Genomic DNA, 21,724 nt, shown 5'->3' on the forward strand with positions numbered 1-21,724 from the left:
GAGTGCCCGGTGAGATACCGGAGCGGTGCTCTGGAAGCGTAGTTCATCAATGCGAGTGGCTCTTGCCGACATGGGTATGGCCATCGTCCGGTAGCGGTTGCACACCGCCGCTGACGTTGAGCTGGCGCAGGATGCCGCAGTCCTCTGCCTCCTGTGGGCCGTTGCAGCGGTCGCGCAGTTCGGTGAGTTGGTCGCGCAACGCCAGCAGGCTGTTGATGCGCGCCTCGACGTGCTCGATGTGTTCGTCCACCAGGCTGTTGATCCCGGCGCAGCTTTCCTGGGGCAGGTCGCGCAGTGCCAGCAGACGTTGGATTTCCTCCAGGGTCATGTCCAGCGTCCGGCAATTGCGGATGAATACCAGGCGTTCCAGATGCAGGCTGCCATACAGGCGGTAGTTGCCTTCGGTGCGCGCGGGCGCCGGGAGCAAGCCTTCGCGCTCGTAATAACGCACGGTTTCCACCTGACAACCGGCCTTTTTCGCCAATTCTCCGATTTTCATGGGATCTCCTTCATGAGTGCTTGACCCTATAGTGACTACAGGGTGTGTACTCGGCAACAGATACCTGACGGAGACATGCCATGAGCCGTTGCTGCGACCACTCGCACGAACAGCCATCTGCCCACCATGACCACGACCACGCCGCGCATGATCACGATACTCATCAGCCCTCCGTTGAGGAGCCGCTGAGCGGCCCGCACAATACCCGCATCCGCATCGAGCAGATGGACTGCCCCACGGAAGAGCGCCTGATCCGTGATGCACTGGGCCGTCTGCCGGGCGTGGCTGGCCTGCAGTTCAACCTGTTGCAGCGCGTGCTTACCGTCAGCCACGACGAGGGGACGCTGGCCCAGGTGTTGCCTGCCATCCAGGCCCTGGGGTTCACGCCGCAGGTGGAGGATGAAAACACGGCTCAGCAGCCGGTCGCCGCACCCGTGCAAAAACCGTGGTGGCCGCTGGCGCTGGCGGGTGTGGTGGCAACCGCTTCCGAAGTCGTGCACTTCGCCGCCCTTGGCCCGGACTGGCTGGTGGCACTGCTGGCGGTGACCGCCATCCTGATGTGTGGGCTGAACACCTACAAGAAGGGCTGGATCGCCCTGAAGAATCGCAACCTCAACATCAATGCGTTGATGAGCATCGCCGTGACCGGCGCCGTGCTGATCGGCCAGTGGCCGGAAGCGGCGATGGTGATGGTGCTGTTCACGCTGGCCGAATTGATCGAGGCGCGCTCGCTGGATCGGGCACGCAACGCGATTCGCGGGCTGATGGATCTGGCGCCACCACGTGCGACGGTGAAGCAGGCCGATGGCGCTTGGCAGGACGTGAACGTGCAGTCCATTGGCCTGGGCGCCGTGGTGCGTGTGCGCCCCGGTGAGCGCATCAGCCTCGATGGCGAGGTTGTCGGCGGCTCGTCGACGGTCAACCAGGCGCCGATCACCGGAGAAAGCCTGCCGGTAGAGAAGGGTGTGGGCGATCCGGTGTTCGCGGGCACCATCAACGAGGCTGGCTCGCTGGAGTTCCGCGTGACGGCGGCGGCACGCGATACCACTCTGGCGCGCATCATTCATGCGGTCGAGGAGGCGCAGGGTTCGCGCGCCCCGACCCAGCGTTTCGTCGATCAGTTTTCGCGCATCTACACACCGGCAGTGTTCGCATTCGCCCTGGCGGTCGCCGTATTGCCGCCACTGCTGATGGGCGGCGCCTGGCTCGACTGGGTCTATCGCGCCCTGGTGCTGCTGGTGGTGGCGTGCCCCTGCGCACTGGTGATCTCCACGCCGGTGACCATCGTCAGTGGCCTGGCTGCTGCTGCGCGCAAGGGCATCCTGATCAAGGGCGGCGTGTACCTGGAGAACGGTCGGCATCTGGCGCTGCTGGCGCTGGACAAGACCGGCACCCTGACCCATGGCAAACCGGTGCAGACCGACAGCCTCAATCTGCTGGATGTCGATGAATCTACACCTGCCATCTGGGCGGCAAGCCTGGCCGCCCGCTCCGACCATCCGGTTTCCAGAGCCTTGGCCCTGCATGCCGAGGAGCAGGGCCTGGTGTTACGCGATGTGGCGGACTTCGAAGCGCTACCTGGGCGCGGTACCAAGGGCAAGATCGATGGCAAGCTGCTCTATATAGGCAACCATCGTCTGGTCGAAGACCTGGGACTCTGCTCCGCGCAGTTGGAGGAGCGTCTGGAGGCACTGGAACGTCAGGGCAAGAGCGTGGTGGTGCTGTGCGACGAGCAGCGTGCACTGATGCTCTTCGCCGTCGCTGACACGGTGCGCCAGACCAGCCGCGAGGCAGTCGCCGAACTGCACGAGCTGGGCGTGCGCACCTGCATGCTCACTGGTGACAACGCCCACACCGCGGCAGCCATCGCCGAGCAGGTCGGCGTTGACGAGGCGCGCGGCGACCTGCTGCCTGCGGACAAGCTGGCCTGGGTCGAGGCGCGTCAGGCGCAAGGCAAGGTAGTCGGTATGGTTGGCGATGGCATCAACGATGCCCCGGCGCTGGCCAGGGCCGAGATCGGTTTCGCCATGGGCGCCGCCGGCACCGACACGGCCATCGAGACTGCCGATGTCGCGTTGATGGATGACGACCTGCGCAAGATCCCGACCTTCGTGCGCCTGTCGCGGCAGACCCACGCCATCCTGGTGCAGAACATCGTCCTGGCGCTGGGCATCAAGGCGATCTTCCTGGCCATGACCCTGACGGGCGAGGCGACCATGTGGATGGCCGTGTTCGCCGATATGGGCGTGAGCCTGATGGTGGTGTTCAACGGTCTGCGTTTGTTGCGCAAATGAAGGACGGCGATATGAACATGAAACTGCAAGTGGCCATCGACGAGGCTTTCGCTCAGGCGCAACAGGCGCTTCGGGCTCGCCGCAGTGCCGCGGCACTGGTCTGGCTGGAGCGTGCGCACATCCTCACTCAGCGGCGCCCGTGGCTGCACGCGCGCTCGCACTGGCTGATGCTGCAGGCAGGCTGGCAGCTAGGCGATCTACGCGAGGTACTGGGACAGATTCCGCGAATCCTGGCGGCGCTGTTGTTCTCGCGCATCTGGGTGCCCATCGGCAACACCGGGCGGGCACGAATCAGCGCGTTTCAACCCATGCCGATGAGCGAGGAGTTGCGCCGTCTGTTGGAGTAGGGGTACCTGCCGTTTCCGGTACGCATGGCGAATCGCATGAGGCTCGGATTGCATTCGGGATACCGACTGCGCAAACCAGAGTGGGTGGAACAAAGGGCTCTGTGGGAGGGGCTTCAGCCGCGACAATCGCCGCTGAAGCGCCTCCCACAAGATGTGCCTGGCAGCTTCAGCGCTTGAGCGTTTTCACGCCTTCGGCTGTGCCGAGCAGCAGCAGGTCGGCCGGGCGCGCGGCGAACAGGCCATTGGTGACCACGCCAACGATGGCGTTGATGTCCGCTTCCAGCTTCACCGGGTCGACGATCGACATATTGTGCACGTCGAGGATGATGTTGCCGTTGTCGGTCAGTACACCTTCGCGGTACACCGGATCACCGCCCAGTTTCACCAGTTCGCGTGCCACGTGGCTGCGCGCCATGGGGATGACTTCCACCGGCAGCGGGAATTCGCCCAGTACCGGCACCAGCTTGCTGGCGTCTGCGATGCAGATGAAGGTCTTGGCCACCGCCGCGACGATCTTCTCGCGGGTCAGCGCGGCACCGCCGCCCTTGATCAGGTGCAGGTGCTCGTCGCTCTCGTCGGCACCGTCGACGTAGAACTCCAGGTCGCTGACGGCGTTGAGGTCGTACACCGGGATGCCATGGCCTTTCAGGCGTGCGGCAGTGGCCTCGGAGCTGGCTACGGCGCCGTCGAACTCCATCTTGTGCTTGGCCAGTGCGTCGATGAAGAAGTTGGCGGTGGAGCCGGTACCGACGCCGACGACACTCTTGCTGTCGAGACGGGGGAGGATGGTGTCGACGGCGGCCTGGGCCACGGCCTGTTTCAGCTGATCCTGGTTCATCGCGGGTGTGCGCCTGCAGGGTGTAGGGAAAAGAGGCGCGAATTATAGCCGCAAGTGGCGTGTCGACGAGCCATTCATCCGGGAAAACCCCGCGTTTCGTATGGTCGCCCGGTGCAGCGCTGGGGTAGACTCGGCAGTCCCCTCCAAGCCCGAAAACCTGCGAAATCGCCATGCTCGAACAGTACGTGAAGAAGATCCTCACCTCGCGCGTCTACGACGTCGCGGTGGAAACCCCGCTGCAACCCGCCCGTCAGCTCAGCGAGCGTCTGGGCAACCAGATTCTGCTCAAGCGCGAAGATCTGCAGCCGGTGTACTCGTTCAAGATTCGTGGCGCCTACAACAAGCTGGCGCAACTCTCGGCAGAAGACCTGGCGCGTGGCGTGGTGACCGCCTCGGCTGGCAACCATGCCCAGGGCCTGGCGCTGGCCGCCAAGCACATGGGTGTGAAGGCGACCATCGTCATGCCGCGCACCACGCCTGAGCTGAAGGTGCAGGGCGTGCGCTCGCGTGGCGGTAAGGTGGTGCTGCACGGTGATGCCTTCCCCGAGGCGCTGGCGCATTCGCTGAAGCTGGTCGAGGAGAAGGGCTACACCTATATCCACCCTTACGACGATCCGCTGGTGATCGCCGGGCAGGGCACGGTGGCGATGGAGATTCTCCGTCAGCATCAGGGCCGCCTCGATGCGGTGTTCGTGCCGGTTGGTGGCGGCGGCTTGATCGCCGGTATCGCGGCCTACATCAAATACCTGCGCCCCGAGGTGAAGGTGATCGGCGTCGAGCCGGACGACTCCAACTGCCTGCAGGCCGCCATGGCCGCCGGTGAGCGCGTGGTGTTGCCGACCGTTGGGCTGTTCGCGGACGGTGTTGCCGTCGCGCAGATTGGCCAGCACACCTTCGATATCTGCAGGCAATACGTCGATGAAGTGATCACCGTCAGCACCGACGAAATCTGCGCGGCGATCAAGGATATCTACGATGACACCCGCTCGATCACCGAGCCGGCCGGCGCTCTGGCCGTGGCCGGGATCAAGAAATACGTCGAGCGCGAAGGCATCAGCGAGCAGGTGCTGGTGGGCATCGACTCCGGCGCCAACGTCAACTTCGACCGTCTGCGCCATGTTGCCGAGCGTGCCGAACTGGGTGAGCGCCGCGAAGCGATCATCGCCGTGACCATCCCTGAGCAGCCGGGCAGCTTCAAGGCCTTCTGCGAGGCCCTCGGCAAGCGCCAGATCACCGAGTTCAACTACCGCTACAACACCGGCCGCGAGGCGCATATCTTCGTCGGCGTGCAGACTCACCCGGACAACGATCCGCGTGCGGCGCTGGTCGAGAGCCTGCGTGCGCAGGGCTTCCCGGTGCTCGACCTGACCGACAACGAGCTGGCCAAGTTGCATATCCGTCATATGGTCGGTGGCCATGCTGCCGGTGTCAGCGACGAGATGGTGTTCCGCTTCGAGTTCCCCGAGCGGCCGGGCGCACTGTTCAATTTCCTGCAGAAGCTCGGTGGGCGCTGGAATATCAGCATGTTCCACTACCGCAACCACGGTGCGGCGGACGGCCGCGTGGTCGCAGGTCTGCAGGTGCCGGACGCTGATCGCCACCTGGTTGCCGAGGCACTGGACGCCATCGGTTATCCCTACTGGGACGAAAGCGACAACCCTGCATACAGCCTGTTTCTTGGCTGATTGAGCTTTGCATGGCCTCGGCAACTGCCGAGGCCATGTCGCAATGCACGCATAAAATAATGAGGAAACCGTGATGGAACACTACCTGCTGGTACGCATTCTCCACAGCGCGCCGGGCATCCTGCTGCTGCTCGGGCTGCTCGCTCATACCTTCATGCTGTGGAAGGCGCAGCGCGCTGGCGATGCCGCTGTGCTGGCGCGCAAGCTACGCGTGACGCTGCGCTATAGCCTGCCGGCATTCACCGTGCTGGCGCTGAGCCTGCCGCTGAGCGGCTTCTGGCTGGTAGGCACGGCCGGCTGGCCGCTGGGGCAAACCTGGCTGCTGTTGGGCAACATTCTTTATGGCGTGATGATGTTGATCGGCCTGCTGCTGGCCGGTCGTCTTTCTGCCTGGCGCGCCCTGGCGGACACGCCTGCCCCTGTGGCGCTCAAGCGCCTGTGTCTGATCTATGCCGGGCTGATTCTGCTGCTGCTGATTGCCATCATGGCGCTGATGGGCGCCAAGCCGGCTTAAGCCGATCGGCGGGCTGCTCGCTTCGCTCGCGAGACCGCCCTACATATGCCGCGCGGCCGTAACGACCTCAGCGCAGCGAGATGACCGGCCAGCCGCGCTCGATGGCGGTGGCGCGCAGTGCATCGTCCGGGTCTACCGCCACCGGATTGGCCACGGCTTCGAGCAGCGGCAGGTCATTGCGCGAGTCGCTGTAGAAGTAGGCGCCGTCCAGGCTGTAGTCGGTTTGTGCCAGCCACTCGTTCAGACGAGTGATCTTGCCGGCCTGATAGCACGGTGTTCCGCTGATTACCCCGGTGTAGCGGCCATCGCTCATACCGCATTCCGTGGCGATCAGGGTTTCCACGCCCAGGCGCTTGGCGATGGGGCCGGTAACGAAGCGGTTGGTGGCGGTGATGATCACCAGCTTGTCGCCAGCAGCACGGTGCTCGGCGAGCAGCGCCTCGCCCTTGGCCAGGATGATCGGCTCGATCACTTCGGCCATGAATTCGCGATGCCATTGATCCAGTTGCGACATATCGCTACGGCCGAGAATCGCCTGGCTGAAATTCTGGTAGGCCACCACATCCAGCTTGCCGGCGCAGTAATCGGCATAGAAAGCGTCGTTGCGCGCCAGATATTCGGCCGCGTCGACCAGGCCACGCTGGCAGACGAATTCGCCCCAGCTGTGATCGCTGTCGCCGGCGAGCAGGGTGTTGTCGAGGTCGAATAAGGCCAAGCGCACGGTTCTGTACCTGTTCAGCTGATGGTGGGAAGCGCGCCAGAATAGCGGCTTTGGCCGGGCTTTCCCACTGCGTCGAAACCCGCATTGCTGCTGTCATCGGCTTTGTGGAACAATGCCGGAACTTGCGTCTACGAGGTTGTGTGCCGTGATCGATTCTGATGGTTTCCGCCCGAATGTCGGCATCATCCTGACCAATGATGTCGGTCAGGTGCTGTGGGCCAGGCGCATCAATCAGGATGCCTGGCAGTTTCCTCAAGGCGGGATCAATGATCACGAGTCGCCGGAGGAGGCGCTGTACCGCGAGCTCAATGAAGAGGTGGGGCTGGAAGAGAAGGATGTGAAGATCCTTGCCTGCACCCGCGGTTGGTTGCGTTATCGTCTGCCTCAGCGTCTGGTGCGTACCCACAGCCAGCCACTGTGCATCGGGCAGAAACAGAAGTGGTTCCTGCTGCGCCTGACCGGCTCCGAAGACCGGGTGCGCATGGATCTCACCGGAAAACCTGAGTTCGATGGCTGGCGTTGGGTCAGTTACTGGTACCCGCTGGGCCAGGTGGTCACATTCAAGCGCGAAGTCTATCGCCGCGCCCTCAAGGAACTCGCCCCGCGTCTGTTAGCACGCGACTGATTACGGATCCCACTCGAGCATGCTCAATACGCTGCGCAAGATCGTCCAGGAAGTGAACGCCGCCAAGGATCTCAAGGCGGCGTTGACGATCATCGTGCAGCGGGTGAAGGAAGCCATGGGCAGTCAGGTCTGCTCGGTCTACCTGCTCGATCCGGAAACCAACCGTTTCGTCCTGATGGCCACCGACGGCCTCAACAAACGCTCCATCGGCAAGGTCAGCATGGCCCCGAGCGAAGGCCTGGTCGGCCTGGTCGGTAGCCGTGAGGAGCCGCTCAACCTCGAAGACGCTGCCAGTCACCCGCGGTATCGCTACTTTGCCGAGACCGGTGAGGAGCGTTACGCCTCTTTCCTCGGTGCGCCGATCATCCACCACCGTCGGGTGATGGGCGTACTGGTGGTGCAGCAGAAGGAGCGCCGCCAGTTCGACGAGGGCGAAGAGGCCTTCCTGGTCACCATGAGCGCGCAGCTCGCCGGCGTTATCGCCCACGCCGAGGCCACTGGCACCATTCGTGGTCTGGGGCGCCAGGGCAAGGGTGTGCAGGAGGCCAAGTTCGTCGGCGTGCCGGGTGCACCCGGTGCTGCCGTGGGCACCGCCGTGGTGGTACTGCCACCGGCCGACCTCAACGTGGTGCCGGATCGCGGCATCGATGACATCGAGGCCGAGCTGGCACTGTTCGACAAGGCGCTCGGTTGGGTGCGCGAGGACATGCAGGAGCTGTCCGAGAAACTCGCCACGCAACTGCGCAAGGAAGAACTGGCGCTGTTCGACGTCTACCTGATGATGCTCGACGATGCCGCCTTGGGTAACGAGGTGCGCAAGATCATCCGCACCGGCCAGTGGGCCCAGGGGGCGCTGCGCCAGGTGGTGCTCGACCATGTCGGGCGATTCGAGCTGATGGATGATGCCTATCTGCGCGAGCGCGCCTCCGACGTGCGCGACCTCGGCCGCCGCCTGCTCGCCTACCTGCAGGAAGAGCGCAAGACCTCCCTGGTCTACCCGGACAACACCATCCTGGTCAGCGAGGAATTGTCGCCCGCGATGCTCGGCGAGGTGCCCGAAGGCAAGCTCGCAGGCCTGATCTCGGTCACGGGGTCAGGCAACTCCCATGTAGCGATCTTCGCCCGTGCCATGGGCATTCCCACGGTGATGGGTGTAGTCGACCTGCCGTACTCGAAGATCGACGGCATCAAGCTGATCGTCGATGGCTATCACGGTGAAGTCTTCACCAACCCCAGCGATCTGCTGAGCAAGCAGTACGCCGATGTGGTCGAGGAGGAGCGCCAGCTCACCGAAGGCCTTGATGCCCTGCGTGAGCTACCCTGCGAGACGCTCGATGGTCATCGCATGCCGTTGTGGGTCAATACCGGCCTGCTCGCCGACGTGGCTCGTGCCCAGCAGCGCGGTGCCGAGGGTGTCGGCCTGTATCGCACCGAAGTGCCGTTCATGATCAATGAGCGCTTCCCCAGCGAGAAGGAACAGCTGGCCACCTATCGCGAGCAGTTGCAGGCGTTCCACCCGCTGCCGGTGACCATGCGCACGCTGGATATCGGTGGGGACAAGGCGCTGTCCTATTTCCCGATCAAGGAGGAAAATCCTTTCCTCGGCTGGCGTGGCATTCGCGTCACGCTCGACCACCCGGAAATCTTCCTGGTGCAGGTGCGGGCGATGCTCAAGGCCAGCGAAGGGCTGAACAATCTGCGCATCCTGATGCCGATGATTTCCGGCATCCAGGAGCTGGAGGAGGCGCTGCATCTGATTCACCGCGCCTGGGGCGAAGTGCGAGACGAAGGCACCGACGTGCCCTTGCCGCCGATCGGCGTGATGATCGAGATTCCCGCTGCGGTCTACCAGACCCGCGAGCTGGCGCGTCAGGTCGACTTTCTCTCGGTCGGCTCCAACGACCTGACGCAATACCTGCTGGCGGTTGATCGCAATAACCCGCGGGTGGCCGACCTCTACGACTTCCTCCATCCGGCCGTGCTGCAGGCACTGCAGAAGGTGGTCAACGACTCCCACGCCGAAGGCAAGCCGGTGAGCATCTGCGGCGAGATGGCTGGCGATCCGGCAGCTGCTGTGCTGCTGCTGGCCATGGGGTTCGACTCCTTGTCGATGAACGCCACCAACCTGCCCAAGGTGAAATGGCTGCTGCGCCAGATCACTCAGAGCAAGGCCAGCGACCTGCTCGGCCAGGTGATGACCATGGACAACCCGCACCTGATCTACAGCACCTTGCACCTGGCGCTGCGCAACCTCGGCCTGGGTCGGGTGATCAACCCCGCCTCGAATATCCAGGCCTGAAAAACGGATGCAGGCCATGTAGCCTCAAATATGCAGGGAGTGCTCCGCCGGGTAGGGTGCGCTGTGCGCACCATGTGATGAGCGAGCCGATTCCGGTGCGCATGGCGCACCCTACCTGGTCTCCAGGTTGACCTCGCCCAGCAAGGCTCCATGCGGGCCGAAGCTTCGTTCGCTGATCCGCCAACTGCCGTCTTGCCAGAGCGCCAGAGTGGTGCTGGCGCGGGTGCCATATGCCGCGCTGGTGATGAATACGCTCGACAGCAGGCGCTCCGTGGCCAGGCCGACGCCGGTATCTGGCAGCAGATGATCGGCGGCTTGCCGGTTATGGGCCATGATCGCCATCAGGGCTTCGTCATCGGCGTCGGTACTGACCTGTAGTGCTCTTCTGGTCTGTGTCAGCTTTGGCCAGGGCGTATCGAGATTCGCGTTGGACAGGCCGTAGACGCCGCTCTCAAGGCACCTTGCTTCACCTTCATGTGAGTTGAAGTGCCAGAGCTGCGTGGTATCGCCGAGTAGCAGGTTGAAGCCGGCATATTGTTCGGCACTGCGCATGACGTGTTGCAGGTAGGCTCGCGGCGACATGTCGCCGCGCAGGAAGTCTGCGCTCAGCTCGCCACGCGAGCGAGCACGGGTTGGCTGGCGTGGGTTGCGAATATTGGTCAGGGCGGCGAAACGGCCACTGGCCGTGATGCCCAGCCAGGTACCTCCGGCCTCCAGGTCGCGCCCGGCGAACAGCCCCGGTGCATCTTTCCATTCGCCCAGCGCTGCGCTGGGGCGGGCATAGAACTCATCGCGGTTGGCCGCCAGGCGAAGCGCTAGCGGGTTCTCCGGGCGCCAGGCAAAAACGATCAGGCACATTGGGCTTACCGAGCAAGGGTGTCCACGCAGGCTAACGGGGTAGCGCCACCTGGGCAACCGTCGGCTCCGGCTGCCGCTGGTGAGGCTTTTCCGCTACCATGCCGCTTTGTTTTCGGGGGTGTCGATGGAACTGCTGCTGTACCTGCTGCTGGGGGCGGCGGCTGGCGTGCTGGCCGGCCTGTTCGGCGTAGGTGGCGGAATCATCATCGTTCCGGTGCTGGTGCTGAGCTTCACCTCGCACGGCATCGCACCCGAGATCCTGACCCATCTGGCAGTAGGCACGTCCTTGGCCACCATCGTCTTCACTTCGATCAACTCCACGCTCGAGCACCATCGCCGTGGCGCCGTGCGCTGGCCGCTGTTTCGCTGGCTGACGCTGGGTATCGTGCTCGGCACCGTGCTGGGAGCGCTGACGGCGGCGGCGATCAAGGGCGAATGGCTGCAGAAGATCATCGGCACTTTTGCCGTGGTCATCGCCATTCAGCTGGCGCTGGATCTGAAACCTCGTGCCAGCCGCGATGTCCCAGGCAAGCCTGGGCTGACCGCTGCCGGCGGTGTGATTGGTTGGGCCTCGGCGATCTTCGGTATCGGTGGTGGTTCGCTGACCGTACCGTTTCTGGTCTGGCGTAGTGTGCCGATGCAGCAGGCCGTGGCCACCTCGGCTGCCTGTGGCTTGCCCATCGCCATCGCCGGTGCCCTGAGTTTCATCTGGACCGGCTGGGGCAACCCGCAGTTGCCGCAGTGGAGTCTGGGCTTCGTTTATCTGCCGGGGTTGCTGGGTATTGCGCTGACCAGCATGTTCTTCGCCCGTATCGGTGCGCGCCTGGCTCATCGCCTGTCGCCGCGCCTGCTCAAGCGTATGTTTGCCCTGCTGTTGTTCAGCGTGGGTTTGAGTTTCCTCGTTTAAGGAGTTTCGGATGCTGCCTTATCCGCAGATCGACCCGGTGGCCCTCGCTCTCGGGCCTTTGAAAATCCACTGGTACGGCCTGATGTACCTGGTCGGTATCGGCGGTGCCTGGTGGCTGGCTTCGCGCCGGCTGAACCGTTTCGATGCGACCTGGAACAAGGAGAAACTTTCCGATCTGGTGTTCTGGGTCGCCATGGGGGTGATTCTCGGTGGACGCCTGGGTTACGTCCTTTTTTACGATCTTGCAGCCTACATCGCCGAACCCGCGAAGATCCTGCGTATCTGGGAAGGCGGCATGTCCTTCCATGGCGGGTTGATCGGCGTGATGCTGGCTACCTGGTGGTTCGGCAAGCGCAACGGCAAGAGCTTCTTCGAACTGATGGATTTCATCGCGCCGCTGGTGCCGATCGGCCTGGGTGCTGGACGCATCGGCAACTTCATCAATGCCGAGCTGTGGGGCAAGGCCACCGACGTGCCGTGGGCGATGGTCTTTCCCACCGACCCGCAGCAACTGGCGCGCCATCCGTCGCAGCTGTACCAGTTCGCCCTGGAAGGCGTGGCGCTGTTCACCATCCTCTGGTTCTACTCGCGCAAGCCGCGTCCGACCATGGCGGTCTCCGGCATGTTCGCCGTGTGCTACGGCATCTTCCGGTTCATCGTCGAATTCGTCCGTGTGCCTGACGCCCAGCTCGGCTACCTGGCCTTCGGCTGGGTGACCATGGGCCAGATCCTCTGCATACCGATGATCCTCGCCGGCCTGGGTCTGATCGCCTATGCCTACAAGCGCCAGGCCGCCCAGGGAGTCGCGCCATGAAACAGTACCTCGACCTGATGCGCCATGTGCGCGAACACGGCACTTTCAAGGAAGACCGCACCGGCACCGGCACCTACAGCGTGTTCGGCCACCAGATGCGCTTCGACCTGGCCGATGGTTTCCCCATCGTCACCACCAAGAAGTGCCATTTGCGCTCGATCATCATCGAATTGCTGTGGTTCCTGCAAGGCGATACCAATATCAAGTACCTGAAGGACAACGGCGTCAGCATCTGGGACGAGTGGGCCGACGAGAACGGCAATCTTGGTCCGGTGTATGGCTACCAATGGCGCAGCTGGCCGTCGCCCAATGGCGAGTCGATCGACCAGATCAGCAAGCTGATCGAGATGATCAAGAAGAACCCTGACTCGCGCCGCCTGATCGTCTCGGCCTGGAACCCGGCGCTGGTCGAGCAGATGGCGCTGCCGCCCTGCCACGCGTTGTTCCAGTTCTATGTGGCGGACGGCAAGCTGAGCTGCCAGCTCTATCAGCGTTCGGCGGATATCTTCCTCGGCGTGCCTTTCAACATCGCCAGCTATGCGTTGCTGACGCTGATGGTGGCGCAGGTCTGTGGCCTGCAGCCGGGCGAGTTCATCTGGACGGGCGGTGACTGTCACCTGTACGCCAACCATATCGAGCAGACGGATCTGCAATTGACCCGTCAGCCGCTGCCGCTGCCGACCATGAAGCTCAACCCGGAAGTGAAGGATCTGTTCGCCTTCAAATTCGAGGACTTCGAGCTGGTAGGCTACGAAGCGCATCCGCATATCAAGGCGCCGGTGGCGGTGTGAGGTGGAAGTGAGTGGGCTCTGGTGGGCTGAAGCAGAGCGCCAGGGCTCCGTCGGTGCTCAGCCCAGCACCTGCGGATGCAGGTGAACAGCCAGCCACAGCGCGCCCTCCGAGGCGGACTCGACGCGGTGGGTCATCCTGGCGGGGATGAACAGGTAGTCGCCGGCAACCAGGTCGATTACCTCGCCAGCCAGGTTCAGGCGTGCCTCGCCGCGAACCAGCATTACCCATTCGTCCTGCTCCTGCACGTAGTCCACCGACTCCTGGCGACCAGAGCTGAGGATGCGCTCGACCACCAGGTTGCGCTGCTTGAGCAATGTCTCGAAGCGTTCGCCTGTGGCGGGTGGTTCACTGTCGGCGAAGAGGTTGCCGATGGGGGGATTGATCATCTGCAGATGCCTCTTATGGCGTAATTCACAGCCTTATTCATCAGTTCAGCTGGCGGAGATTTCGCTGCGTAGGCGTTCGACCTGTTCGCCGCGCTCGGGGTCTTCCAGGCGGGCACCGGGGTTCAGAGATGACCACTCCGGGTGGGCGCGGGCCACATTCAGTGGTGCCGGCAGCTTGCCCTGGCGCCACAGCGTTTCCTGCGGGGCATTGAGTGCGATGGCGTCCATTGCGGCGTGGCCGCGTACGTCCAGTGCTGCCAACAACTGCTGTTGGCGCAGGGCAAGCAGGCGCAGCACGGCATCGTCGACGGTCAGCTCGCGCTGGCCCTTCAATTTTCCCTTCAGTCTTTCCCCGTAGTTGCGCAGGGTCTGTGCGCTGCCGCCGATCACTGCGCCCAGTGCTGCTGCCGCGCCGAGGGTGAGGCCACCGACCAGCAGGTCGACGCCGACACCGGTGGCGGCGCCAGCAGCCATGCCGCCGCCGACCTTGATACCGAGCTGCTTGAGGGTCTCCGGATTGAACAGGTCGTCGCCCCAGCGGCCGTCGAGCAGTGGCAGCTCGGTGGCCATGGCATCGCCGCTGCGAAAGGCATAAAGGCGCAGCAGGGCTTCGACGCAGCGTTGCTCGCGTTGGCGGATGGCGGCGCGCAATTCGGTGATGGCGCCTTGCTCCAGCACGGGCTGGGCGGCGACGCTGCGACGGCAGGCCGCGCAGTCGATCAGCAGCTCGGCGATCAGCCGGTTACCGGCCTGGCGCCTGGTCTGGCGTTGCGCTTCGTGATCTTCGATCAGCCTTTGCAGCTGCGGGCGGGATTTCTCCAGCAGCAGGGCCAGGCTTTCATACAGGCGTCGTTCGCCATCTTCGGGTGGCGCCACGCTGTCGAACGCCACCAGCGCATGCAGACCGAGGCGGGCCAGGGCCTCGCGCCACTCGCTTTCACGATGGCTGCCGCTGGCGACGAAGTTGAGCACCGGCAGCAGCGGCCGGCCGCACATGTTGAGTACAGCCAGTTCGTCGCGGTATTTGGCCAGTACCGGTTCGCGCACGTCGATCACGTACAGCCCGGCATCGGAGGCCAGCAACTGGCGCAGTACCTTGGCTTCCTGCTCGTAACGCTGGCGCGCCTCGCTGCCCTCGAGAAAGCGCGCCAGACGCGCCGGGCCATCCAGGCGCTCGCCGGGGCGGTCGAGGCGTTCCAGGTAGTCGAGCAGGGCGATGGCATCTTCCAGGCCTGGAGTGTCGTACAGCTCCAGCAGCGCCTGGCCATCCACCGACAGGCGTGCGCCTTCGACATGGCGGGTGGTGCTGGCGCGCGGCGAGACCTCGCCGAAGTCGATGTCGCGGGTCAGGGTGCGCAGCAGCGAGGTCTTGCCGACATTGGTGTGGCCGACCAGGGCGAGTTTCAATGGCTCAGTCATGGCCGGTCTCCAGCCAGGTCAGGGGCGAGCTGTCGCGATGCGCGAGCTGCAGCTGATTCAGCGCCTGGTGCCAGTCGGCCAGGCGTGCGCTGTCCAAGGTTTCGCCGGGCATTGGCGCTAGCAGCCAGATGCGCGTGGCCGAGGCTGAGCGCGCCAGTTCGCCGAGCAGCGCCAGGGTGCCTCGATCCGGCGAGCGACGTGGGTCGCAGGCGATCGCCAAGCGCTCGGGCGGGAAGCGTGTCAGTTGTTCGAGCAATTGGCGGCGTTGCTCGCGGCTGTCGATCACCCCGGCGTCAGCCACGCCCTGGGGCAAGGAAGCGGGCGGCCACGGGCGACGGTCGTCCAGTTCCAGGCCAAGCAGCAGGGCGCCGCTGCCAACGTGGGCACTGGCGCCGGCTTGTGGCTGATGCAGTACGGCGGGGGCCAGATCGCAGATGCCGAGGCGTTCGCTGTCCGGCTGCAAGCGCTGGCGCAACAGGCCGTAGCCGGGCAGGTCGAGATCCAGGTGCAGCGCGCCTTTGCCGGACTGCCAACGCCACAGGCACAGCAGCGCCAGCAGCAGACGCGGCAGCAGGCCATAGACCAGCAGCACGCCGACCAGCCAGCCGGCCCAGCTCTGCCGAGCTACCTCACTGGCGATGGCTGCATCGCCGCTGGCGCGGATCAGCTCGATGTCTGGCAGGCTGAAGCCAAGCATGGCAGGCAGGGCGCCGATGGCCTGGGTCAGCGCGATAAAGGTATCGCCGCCGAGGATGGTGGTTTCCCAGACGAAGCCGTAGCGGCGCGTGGCGAGCAGCAGTAACAGCGTGATTAGCGCCGTTAGCATCGCCAGTGCCCACAAGCCGTTGACCATCAGGCCCAGGCCCCAGCGGGTCAGGCGCTGGCGTTGCAGCATCAGCAGCAGGGCCGGAGCCAGTTGCGCGGCGCTGGCGTCGCGTGCCAGCTTTTCGCTGAGCCAGAGCCACAGGCGTCCAAGTGCACCGGGGTTGTCGCGAGTCAGCAGCAGGCCGAGCAACCAGCCGACCAGCAGCAGGCTGTTGAGGCCCAGCAGACTACCCAGTGCCCAGAACACGTTGACTGGCTGACGTCCGTCGCCGAGTGCGGCGAGCGCCATGCCGGCACCGCTGAGCAGGGCCAGCACCATCAGTAGCAGACCGGCCAGGCGTGCGCCCTGCAGCCAGTGCAGCAGGGCTTGCCACTGGCCGTCACGACGCGCCAGCAGCAGGGCGCGGTGCTGAATGCGTTCGGCCAGGTCGCCGCCTTCGGCGCGCGCCAGGCGATTGGCTTCGGCGTCTTCGAGGGGGCCTGCGTGTTCTTCACGCAGGCGAATCGTCTCGCTGAGCCAGAGGCGATGGAAAAGCGTAGGGGAGGAGGCGTCAGTCACGCGGCGTCTCGTCATGCGGATCAGAGGTTGAGGATAACCCCTGATCCGCCCGGGTGCGAATCAGCGCTTGTCGCGCAGGCGCACGGCGATGTCCGGCTGGTCGATGAACAGGCCGTCGATGCCGCTGGCGAGAAAGGCGCGCAGCTCGGCGTCGATATCGCCGCGCTTGGCCGGGTCGCTGCCGCTGCGCAGGTGGTCCGGCAGGAAGTTGTTTTCGGCGCGGAAGGTGTAGGGATGCACCTTGAGGCCGGCGGCATGGGCGTCGCGCACCAGGGTGGTCGGTGTGCTCAGTTTGCCGGCGGTGTCACGCGGGATGACCATGCCTTTCTCCGGGCCGATGCCGCTGGCGTAGCGGGCGATGTTCTTGAGGCCTTCAGGCGTGATCATCCGTGGGTAGCTCAAATCACTGCCGAGCGCCTGTTGATCGAAGGGCTGGCCCTCTATCCAGAGCAGCTGGATCAGGCGGATGGAGGTCAGGCCGCTGAGGGTCTTGAGGTTCTCCACCTCGAAGGACTGGATATACACCGGCGCCTCGGCGCTGTCGTAGCCGTTGCGTTCGAGCACGGCCAGCAGCGGCCGTTCCATCGCCAGGCCGAGCTGCTGGAAGTGAGTGGGGTGTTTGGTCTCCGGATACAGGCCGATGACACGTTGCTGGCTGGCTTCCAGCCTTCTGCCCAGGTCGATGATTTCCTGCAGGGTTGGAATCTCGAACTGGCCGTCGAAGCGCGTGTTGGCCGGGCGCACCTGCGGGATGCGCTCGATGGCGCGCAGGGTCTTCAGTTCGGCGAGGGTGAAGTCTTCGCTGAACCAGCCTTCCAGGCTGCGACCGTCCACCGTCTGGGTACGCTTGCGCGCGGCGAATTCGGGGCGCTGCGCGACGTCGGTGGTCAGCCCCAGTTCGTTATCGTGACGGGCCACCAGTTGGCCGTCGCGCGTCATCACCAGATCCGGCTCGATATAGTCGGCACCCTGCAGCACGGCCAGGGCATAGGCGGCCAGGGTGTGCTCGGGGACATAACCACTGGCGCCGCGGTGGGCGATGATCAACGCTGTCTGCTCGCCTTGAGGGCGATATGGCTGCACGCCGGGTTGGTTCTGAGCCCAATCGATGGCAGCTTGTACGCTGTCGGCCTGTACCGGCGCTGCGCCAATCAGCAGGCCAGCGCAGAGCAGCATCCAGGGGCGAAAGAAGGTCGCGGTCATCAGGTCGTTTCCTCGTTCATCGTGAGCGACAAGCCTGCCTTATGAGGTGTGACGATTCTGCGACCACCTTGGGATCGGCCATGCCAAAGGTGGCTGCTCGCGCATCCGGCGCTCTGCTATGCTCGCCGCCATGACCAAGACTCTACCCCTTTCCCTGATCGCCGCGCTCGCGCACAACCGCGTGATCGGCCGCGATAACCAACTGCCCTGGCACTTGCCGGCGGATCTCAAGCACTTCAAGGCCATGACCCTGGGCAAGCCGATCATCATGGGTCGCAAGACCTGGGATTCGCTGGGGCGCCCGTTGCCCGGCCGACTCAATCTGGTGGTGAGCCGCCAGGTCGGTCTGGCCCTGGAAGGTGCCGAGGTGTTCACCACGCTGCAGGAGGCCATCGAGCGGGCCGATGCCTGGGCGCGTGAAGAAGATGCTGAAGAGTTGATGCTGATCGGCGGCGCCCAGCTTTATGCCCAGGGGCTGGAGCTGGCGCAGCGCCTGTACCTGACTCGTGTCGGCCTCGATCCCGAGGGCGATGCGTTCTTCCCTGAAGTGGACGAAGCCGATTGGCGCATGACTTCCAGCGTCGAGCATCCGGCTTCCGCTGAAACACCGTTCTACGCCTTCGAGGTGTGGGAACGCCGCGACACATAACCCTAACGATCTTTCCGGCCGCCTCGGCCAGCGCCTTTTCCGGGTGCTGCTCGGCGGCCAGCGTCTTGCCTCTGCCTTGCCGTGCTTGCGTAAACTTTGCTGCGGGTTCTTCCATGACTGAACAACCGACCGCCGACGAGCAGCCGAATGCCGTTGCTGCACTCTTCATCCGTCATCCCCTTTGGGAGGATGCCCTGGCGATGCTGTTCGGCACTGCGCTGGTGGCGCTGGGGATCGCGTTCTATACCCATGCCGGATTGCTCACGGGCGGCACTGTCGGCATCGCCTTTCTCGCCAACTATCAGGCGGGCTGGTCGTTTGGTCTGGTGTTCTGCCTGGTCAATCTGCCGTTCTACCTACTGGGGATCTGGCGCCTGGGCTGGGGCTTCATCGTGCGCACAGGCTGCGCCGTGCTGCTGGTGTCGTTGCTGGCCGAGCTGACGCCGCAGTGGGTCACGTTCGCCCACCTCAGCAGTATCTACGCTGCCGTTTTCGGCGGCGCGGCCATGGGGCTGGGGTTGCTGATGCTGTTTCGTCATCGCGCCAGCCTCGGCGGGGTGAACATCCTCGCGCTGTATCTGCAGGAGCGCTTCGGTCTGCGCGCCGGCGCGGTGCAGATGGGCATCGATGCGACCATCGTGCTGGCTGCGGCGTTCGTGGTGACACCGGACAAGGTGTTGCTGTCGGTACTCGGCGCGGTGGTATTGAACCTGGTGTTGGCCATCAACCACCGTGCCGATCGTTATGTCGGTGTGAGCTGAACCTCAGCCCGCCTGCTTTGGCGTTTCCGGCAGGAACCAGTTCATCAGCAGGGCGCAGATACCACCGGTGGCGACACCCGATTCCAGCACGCTGCGCAGCCCGGCCGGCAGGTGCGCGAGGAACTCCGGTACCTGGGAGAAGCCCAGGCCGAGGGCCAGCGATACCGAAATGATCAGCAGCGCGCGGCGATCCAACTGGATGCCGGCGAGGATGTTGATGCCTGCAGCAGCGACTGCGCCGAACATCACCAGCGCCGCGCCACCGAGCACCGGCTCCGGCACCGCCTGCAGCACACCGGCCACCGCCGGAAACAGGCCGAGCACCACCAGCATCACGGCGATCCACATGCCAACGTGACGGCTGGCGATGCCGGTCAGCTGGATGATGCCGTTGTTCTGCGCGAACACCGAACTGGGGAAGGTATTGAACAGGCCGGCCAGCAGCGAGTTGGCGCCGTTGACCAGTACGCCGCCTTTGATCCGCTGCATCCACAGCGGGCCTTCGACCGGTTGGCGCGACAGCTTGCTGGTGGCGGTGACGTCGCCGATGGCTTCCAGCGACGTCACCAGGTAGATCACCACCATGGGAATGAACAGGCTCCAGGAGAAGGCCAGGCCGAAGTGCAGCGGCATCGGCACCTGGAACAGCTGCGCTTCACGCATGCCGGTGAAGTCCAGGCGCCCCAGGTAGGCAGCCAGCGCATAGCCGATGGCCAGGGCGATGATGATCGCGCAACTGCGCAGCCACACCAGCGGCAGGCGGTTGAGCACGATGATGGCGCCCAATACCACGCCCGACAGCAGCAGGTTCTCGCCGTTGGCGAAGGTGCCATTGCCCATCGCCGCGTAGCCGCCGCCCATGCTGATCAGGCCGACCTTGATCAGGGTCAGGCCGATCATCAACACCACGATGCCGGTGACCACCGGGCTGATCAGGCGCTTGATGAACGGCAGGATGCGCGACACGCCCATTTCGATGAACGAGCCGGTGATGACCACGCCGAAGATGGTCGCCATTACCGTTTCCACTGGCATGCCCTGATTGACCAGCAGTACGCCACCAGCGATCAGCGGGCCGACGAAGTTGAAGCTGGTGCCCTGCACGATCAACAGGCCGGCGCCGAACGGACCGAAGCGGCGGCACTGCACGTAGGTGGCGATACCGGAGATGACCAGACTCATCGACACGATGATGTTGGTATCGCGCGCTGAAACGCCGATGGCCTGGCAGATCAGCAGGCCAGGGGTGACGATGGGGACGATGATCGCGAGCAGGTGTTGCAGCGCGGCAAGCAACGCGGCCAGCGGGCGTGGCTTGTCGTCCAGGCCGTAGAGCAGCTCGTTACGTGCTTCGGGGATTTGAGGGTTGTTCATGGCAGTCGACCGGAAAAAGCGGCGATTCTACCTGAGTTGTCTCGTGGGGCGTCGCGGCTAAAGCCCCTCCCACGGTTCAGTGGGCGTGTGGGAGGGGCTTTAGCCGCGACCGAGGTTTGCCCTGCGGATCAGTCGACCTCGGTGAACTGGATGATCTCCACCCAGTAGCCGTCCGGATCCTTGATGAAGGCGATGTCGCGCATGCGGCCGTCGGTGAGGCGCTTCTGGAAGGTCACGCCGAGGTCTTCGAAACGCTGGCAGGCGGCCTTGATGTCCGGCACTGCTACGCACAGGTGACCAAACCCGCGCGGGTCGCTGTTGCCGCTGTGGTAGGAAAACTCCGGGTCGTTCTCGGTGCCGTAGTTGTAGGTCAGCTCCAGCACGCCGGGGATGGATTTGCGCCATTGGTGGCGAGCGGCCGGGTCGGCGGGAATCTGCGACTTGTCATTGATCAGCGCGAGGAAGTACAGGCTGAACTCGGCCTCGGGGAACTCCTTCTTCTCCAGCAGGGTGAAGCCCAGCACGCGGGTGTAGAAATCCAGCGATTTCTGCAGATCCTTCACGCGGATCATGGTGTGGTTGTAGACGAAGTCGGCGGTGGCGACGTCGGGCTTGGCGGTCACGCCGGGAATGGCGTTGAGCTCGTCGAGGGTCATGGGATTCTCCATCAGGCGTGAATGGGGTCGGCGCGAAAATGCCGTATCTACCTAGATGGCTTCGTCCATGGCGTTTTTCAAGGTCGAATGTCACAGCAGGGTGGATGAGGCTCTTTCATCTGTCTTGCTAGCGTGGTGTCTTGATTGGTGGGCTGCAGTCCACCCTACAGCCATGCCCGATCGAGTAGGGGGGGCCGGGCGGCGATCCGCTTCAGCCCACCAATTCCAGCTCCCGCATCAGACCTGCAGCGTGATCAGTTCGGCCCGCACCTGCCGACCTTCGATATGCAGGATGCCCACGCCGATGGGCAGCTTGAAGCGCCGCGGCCCGGCGCTGCCGGGGTTGAGGTAGAGCACACCATTGCGTTCTTCGTGCAGAGGCTTGTGCGAATGGCCAGCGATCACCACATCGATGCCCTGTGCCGCCGGGTCGACCTCCAGTTGCTTGAGGTCGTGCAGCACGTGCAGCGTGATGGCGCCGAAGCTCAGGGTCAGGTGCTCGGGAATGTCATCGGCCCATGGCTCCTGATCGTTGTTGCCGCGTACCACCGAAAGCGGCGCGATGTGCTCCAGCTCAGCCAGGATATGCGACCCGCCGATGTCACCGGCATGGATCAGGTGATCGACACCCTGCAGCGCGGCCAGCGCCTCGGGGCGCAGCAGGTTGTGGGTGTCGGCGATCAGACCGATGCGCATGTG

The 21,724-nt window shown here is 64.2% G+C and carries 22 protein-coding genes; 11 read left to right on the top strand and 11 right to left on the bottom strand.

From position 1 onward, the window contains the following. Positions 1 to 46 precede the first annotated feature (46 nt). Complete coding sequence (cadR, locus tag C7A17_RS12685; protein WP_106738371.1) at positions 47 to 499, bottom strand: Cd(II)/Pb(II)-responsive transcriptional regulator; 453 nt, start codon at positions 497 to 499, stop codon at positions 47 to 49. Positions 500 to 579: 80 nt separating this feature from the next. Between cadR and C7A17_RS12690 the strand changes: the two genes are divergently transcribed. Then, the gene (locus C7A17_RS12690; protein ID WP_106738372.1) at positions 580 to 2,793 is read left to right on the top strand and encodes a heavy metal translocating P-type ATPase; all 2,214 of its coding nucleotides are present in this window, start codon (positions 580 to 582) and stop codon (positions 2,791 to 2,793) included. Positions 2,794 to 2,804: 11 nt separating this feature from the next. Beyond that, complete coding sequence (locus C7A17_RS12695) at positions 2,805 to 3,140, top strand: DUF3703 domain-containing protein (RefSeq protein WP_106742900.1); 336 nt, start codon at positions 2,805 to 2,807, stop codon at positions 3,138 to 3,140. 166 nt (positions 3,141 to 3,306) lie between these two features. Here the strand turns inward: C7A17_RS12695 and rpiA are convergent, their stop codons facing one another. Then, on the bottom strand, positions 3,307 to 3,978 hold the full coding sequence (gene rpiA, locus C7A17_RS12700) for a ribose-5-phosphate isomerase RpiA (protein ID WP_106738373.1): 672 nt from the start codon (positions 3,976 to 3,978) through the stop codon (positions 3,307 to 3,309). A gap of 170 nt (positions 3,979 to 4,148) precedes the next feature. Between rpiA and ilvA the strand changes: the two genes are divergently transcribed. Then, on the top strand, positions 4,149 to 5,663 hold the full coding sequence (ilvA, locus tag C7A17_RS12705; RefSeq protein ID WP_106738374.1) for a threonine ammonia-lyase, biosynthetic: 1,515 nt from the start codon (positions 4,149 to 4,151) through the stop codon (positions 5,661 to 5,663). Positions 5,664 to 5,736: 73 nt separating this feature from the next. Beyond that, a complete protein-coding gene (locus tag C7A17_RS12710; protein ID WP_106738375.1) occupies positions 5,737 to 6,177 on the top strand; it encodes a DUF2269 family protein in 441 nt (146 codons plus the stop codon). A 67-nt stretch (positions 6,178 to 6,244) separates the two neighbouring features. On the opposite strand, the gene C7A17_RS12715 is transcribed toward C7A17_RS12710, so the two are convergent. Further along, positions 6,245 to 6,898 (bottom strand): histidinol-phosphatase, encoded by a 654-nt coding sequence (locus C7A17_RS12715; RefSeq protein ID WP_106738376.1) that lies wholly within the window; start codon positions 6,896 to 6,898, stop codon positions 6,245 to 6,247. Between the two features lie 145 nt (positions 6,899 to 7,043). On the opposite strand from C7A17_RS12715, the gene C7A17_RS12720 reads away from it, so the two are divergent. Both C7A17_RS12720 and ptsP read left to right on the top strand, forming a co-directional pair. Next, on the top strand, positions 7,044 to 7,523 hold the full coding sequence (locus tag C7A17_RS12720; protein ID WP_106738377.1) for an RNA pyrophosphohydrolase: 480 nt from the start codon (positions 7,044 to 7,046) through the stop codon (positions 7,521 to 7,523). Positions 7,524 to 7,542: 19 nt separating this feature from the next. Continuing rightward, the gene (gene ptsP / locus C7A17_RS12725; protein ID WP_106738378.1) at positions 7,543 to 9,822 is read left to right on the top strand and encodes a phosphoenolpyruvate--protein phosphotransferase; all 2,280 of its coding nucleotides are present in this window, start codon (positions 7,543 to 7,545) and stop codon (positions 9,820 to 9,822) included. A gap of 111 nt (positions 9,823 to 9,933) precedes the next feature. Here ptsP and C7A17_RS12730 read toward each other — a convergent pair whose 3' ends face one another. Next, positions 9,934 to 10,680, bottom strand: coding sequence for an NRDE family protein (locus C7A17_RS12730; protein WP_106738379.1), 747 nt, complete (start codon positions 10,678 to 10,680; stop codon positions 9,934 to 9,936). 124 nt (positions 10,681 to 10,804) lie between these two features. Here C7A17_RS12730 and C7A17_RS12735 point away from each other — a divergent pair, with 124 nt between their 5' ends. From C7A17_RS12735 to C7A17_RS12745, 3 genes are read left to right on the top strand one after another with little or no spacing between them, the layout of a single operon-like run. Further along, entirely contained in the window at positions 10,805 to 11,587 is a 783-nt protein-coding gene (locus C7A17_RS12735) for a sulfite exporter TauE/SafE family protein (RefSeq protein ID WP_106738380.1), read from the top strand. Between the two features lie 10 nt (positions 11,588 to 11,597). Continuing rightward, positions 11,598 to 12,401, top strand: a complete 804-nt coding sequence (lgt, locus tag C7A17_RS12740) for a prolipoprotein diacylglyceryl transferase (RefSeq protein WP_106738381.1) — start codon at positions 11,598 to 11,600, stop codon at positions 12,399 to 12,401. Beyond that, the gene (locus C7A17_RS12745; protein WP_106738382.1) at positions 12,398 to 13,192 is read left to right on the top strand and encodes a thymidylate synthase; all 795 of its coding nucleotides are present in this window, start codon (positions 12,398 to 12,400) and stop codon (positions 13,190 to 13,192) included. The genes lgt and C7A17_RS12745 overlap by 4 nt, the downstream gene beginning before the upstream one ends. 57 nt (positions 13,193 to 13,249) lie before the next feature. Here the strand turns inward: C7A17_RS12745 and C7A17_RS12750 are convergent, their stop codons facing one another. The 4 genes from C7A17_RS12750 to C7A17_RS12765 are packed head-to-tail and all read right to left on the bottom strand — an operon-like array spanning position 13,250 to position 17,585. Next, positions 13,250 to 13,579, bottom strand: coding sequence for a cupin domain-containing protein (locus C7A17_RS12750; protein WP_106738383.1), 330 nt, complete (start codon positions 13,577 to 13,579; stop codon positions 13,250 to 13,252). A 45-nt stretch (positions 13,580 to 13,624) separates the two neighbouring features. Then, positions 13,625 to 14,998 (bottom strand): GTPase/DUF3482 domain-containing protein, encoded by a 1,374-nt coding sequence (locus C7A17_RS12755; RefSeq protein WP_106738384.1) that lies wholly within the window; start codon positions 14,996 to 14,998, stop codon positions 13,625 to 13,627. Then, a complete protein-coding gene (locus tag C7A17_RS12760; protein ID WP_199796426.1) occupies positions 14,991 to 16,397 on the bottom strand; it encodes a DUF2868 domain-containing protein in 1,407 nt (468 codons plus the stop codon). The genes C7A17_RS12755 and C7A17_RS12760 overlap by 8 nt, the downstream gene beginning before the upstream one ends. Positions 16,398 to 16,442: 45 nt before the next feature. Next, positions 16,443 to 17,585 carry a glycerophosphodiester phosphodiesterase gene (locus C7A17_RS12765; RefSeq protein WP_106738386.1) on the bottom strand — a complete coding sequence of 381 codons (1,143 nt, stop codon included), beginning with the start codon at positions 17,583 to 17,585 and terminating at the stop codon, positions 16,443 to 16,445. Between the two features lie 130 nt (positions 17,586 to 17,715). Between C7A17_RS12765 and C7A17_RS12770 the strand changes: the two genes are divergently transcribed. Together C7A17_RS12770 and C7A17_RS12775 are read left to right on the top strand one after the other, a co-directional pair. Next, the gene (locus tag C7A17_RS12770; RefSeq protein WP_234035915.1) at positions 17,716 to 18,234 is read left to right on the top strand and encodes a dihydrofolate reductase; all 519 of its coding nucleotides are present in this window, start codon (positions 17,716 to 17,718) and stop codon (positions 18,232 to 18,234) included. Positions 18,235 to 18,347: 113 nt separating this feature from the next. Then, positions 18,348 to 18,995, top strand: coding sequence for a YitT family protein (locus tag C7A17_RS12775; protein ID WP_106738388.1), 648 nt, complete (start codon positions 18,348 to 18,350; stop codon positions 18,993 to 18,995). Positions 18,996 to 18,998: 3 nt separating this feature from the next. Here the strand turns inward: C7A17_RS12775 and C7A17_RS12780 are convergent, their stop codons facing one another. From C7A17_RS12780 to C7A17_RS12790, 3 genes are all read right to left on the bottom strand, one after another. After that, complete coding sequence (locus C7A17_RS12780; protein ID WP_106738389.1) at positions 18,999 to 20,369, bottom strand: nucleobase:cation symporter-2 family protein; 1,371 nt, start codon at positions 20,367 to 20,369, stop codon at positions 18,999 to 19,001. Positions 20,370 to 20,497: 128 nt separating this feature from the next. Then, positions 20,498 to 21,025, bottom strand: coding sequence for a lactoylglutathione lyase (gene gloA / locus C7A17_RS12785; RefSeq protein ID WP_106738390.1), 528 nt, complete (start codon positions 21,023 to 21,025; stop codon positions 20,498 to 20,500). A gap of 237 nt (positions 21,026 to 21,262) precedes the next feature. Continuing rightward, complete coding sequence (locus C7A17_RS12790; protein WP_106738391.1) at positions 21,263 to 21,721, bottom strand: metallophosphoesterase family protein; 459 nt, start codon at positions 21,719 to 21,721, stop codon at positions 21,263 to 21,265. Positions 21,722 to 21,724 lie beyond the last annotated feature (3 nt).

Origin of the sequence: Pseudomonas mendocina, assembly GCF_003008615.1 — a bacterium.
Lineage (GTDB): Bacteria > Pseudomonadota > Gammaproteobacteria > Pseudomonadales > Pseudomonadaceae > Aquipseudomonas > Aquipseudomonas mendocina_C.